General features: G+C 29.9%; 2 protein-coding genes. Both read right to left on the bottom strand.

All coding sequences use genetic code 11. The annotated features are described in order from the left end of the window. Positions 1 to 166: 166 nt before the first annotated feature. Positions 167 to 1,546, bottom strand: coding sequence for a sensor histidine kinase (locus tag NH288_RS11275; RefSeq protein ID WP_265215388.1), 1,380 nt, complete (start codon positions 1,544 to 1,546; stop codon positions 167 to 169). Beyond that, entirely contained in the window at positions 1,537 to 2,196 is a 660-nt protein-coding gene (locus tag NH288_RS11280) for a response regulator transcription factor (protein WP_265215390.1), read from the bottom strand. The genes NH288_RS11275 and NH288_RS11280 overlap by 10 nt, the downstream gene beginning before the upstream one ends. Positions 2,197 to 2,330: the final 134 nt, after the last annotated feature.

Below are 2,330 nucleotides of genomic sequence, written 5' to 3' on the forward strand. Positions count from 1 at the left end.
CAACCATCGGACTGCCTCCAGATTCCCCTGATAAATATTCCGTTACTAGTTTGATTTTAAATTCTTTTGTGTATTTTGGCATACAAAAACCCCTCCATCCGTATTCCGGATTTTGGGGTTCAGGTCAATTTTCATATATAATTTATGAATACAAAAAAAGAATACCCTATATAAGAGTATTCTTGACAGGTAATAATATGCTGACCTTTGCACCTATTTTATCAGTCCTATTTTCTAAAACAAGACTTCCTCCATGCATCTTAATAATTTGTTCGGCGACAAATAATCCGATACCATAGTTTTCTTTTGAATTCCTACTTTTGTCTCCTTGATAGAATTGATCTGTTGCATATAATAGGTCTTCACCTGTAAATCCATGTCCTTGATCTAGTATTGATATTTCGAGCTTATCAGCTTTGGAGCATATAATTAATTTAATAGTTGAGTTTTTAGGACTTTGCTCCTCGGCATTACTTAGAATATTAAGAAAGGCTCGTTCAAAATTTTTTAAATCTACTATTAAAAAATCATCATCATAGTTAATATCTTCTAAAAGATTTAACTTATAAGTCGATGTGAATTCTTTAGCTAGTTTTTCAATGTTTTCTACAAATTCTTTTGCTCTAATTTGAGTAAAGTTTAATTCATTTGCTTGGTTAGATTTATTAACAAGCATTAAGGTTTCAATATATTTACCAATACGGTTTGTGTTTTTCCTAATATAACCTAGATAGCTTTCCTGATCTTCTGTTAGATTTGTTTCTCCCAATAACTCTGAATTTCCCTTAATAATTGAAAGAGGAGTCTTTATATCATGGCTTAATGCTGAAATCTGATTTCTTTTTTTCTCTTCCTCTCTCCAATTTGTTCTTAAAGATTCACTTAATCCTACTTTCATTTTTTCTAAACTTTCTAATATGGCATTAAATTCTTGAATATTTGACCTTTTAACTTTGAAGTCTAAGTTTTGTTTTCCAATTTCTTCCGAAGCTTCTATCAAAGGATTTAATTCTTTTGATATTTTCTTTGCCCAAATTAATGTGATAGTCATAATACTTATAAGACAAAATATTATAAGTAAGCTTAGAAATAAATTATTTACTTGTGGTAGATGCTTTTGCATCCAAGGGTTTCTATAATAAGGTTTTAGCTTATAAGCTACAAGTACATATCCATCTGATCTTTGTATTTCCATAAAAGATAAGTTGGAATTAGAATTACCAGAGCCCTTATGGTAGTTAAAGGCTATATCTTGGATATTCTTATTCATATTTGTTTCTATAACTTTTTCGTCTTTTGATAGAAATAGATAAGATGTATTATCTGGAAGTAATGATTTTTCGAAATTTTTTGAAGTAGCAATATCTGTTCTTTTTTCAAGAATTAAATTCTCAGTATAGTTCGCAGGAAATATCCACTTAAATTGATAAGAAGCTGATATAAAAGCTAGGATTAATAAAACGGAGATTGCTAGTCCTAGTGCAATACTTAACAAATATTTAAAAAGTATATTTTTAAGAAATTGACCTTTTGATTTTAATTCCATTTATATCCGATCCCCCATACTGTTTCAATTGGATTTTTATCATATTTTTGAAATTTTGCCCTAATATTTTTTATATGTTCCGATATTGCAGATGCATCTCCTATACCATCAAATCCAAAGATAAGCTCATATATTTGCTCTCTTGAAAATACTTGTCCTTTTCTTTTTGCTAGTAATTCTGAAATTTGATACTCGGATTTTGTTAAATGAACTTTTTCATCTCCTACAAAAACTTCATTTGAAGATAAATCAAATCGAATTTCACCAAGATTTAAACTAGTGTGTCGTTCTCTTTTTTCTCGTCTTAAATGGGCTTCAATACGAGCTAGGAGTTCCGCTGCACCGAATGGTTTTGTGATGTAATCATCTCCTCCAATTAATAAGCCTTCAACTATATCTTCTTCCATAGTTTTCGCTGTTAAAAAAAGAATAGGGCAGTCTACTTTAGTTCGAATATCCTTACAGAAACTAATTCCGTCAATACCTGGCATCATCACATCAAGTAGAATCAAATCATATTTACTAAGTTTACTATTATCAACGTCTAAAGGGTTTTGATATACATCGACCTTATGGTTGTTCTTTTTTAAAATGTTTTTTATTAGATCAAGCATATCTAGTTCGTCATCAACTGCAAGAATTAAAGACATTTTATCACCTCCTCGTATATTATAGTTGTAGTAATAAATACTACATTTTGTTCTCAATCCCACTTTCTTATGGGATAATAATTGTATAGATAGAGGTCGTAGTTAACCTCCTTGAAGCTAGTCTTCCTAAATTA

Origin of the sequence: Anaerococcus sp. NML200537 (assembly GCF_026131715.1) — a bacterium.
GTDB lineage: Bacteria > Bacillota > Clostridia > Tissierellales > Peptoniphilaceae > Anaerococcus > Anaerococcus kampingae.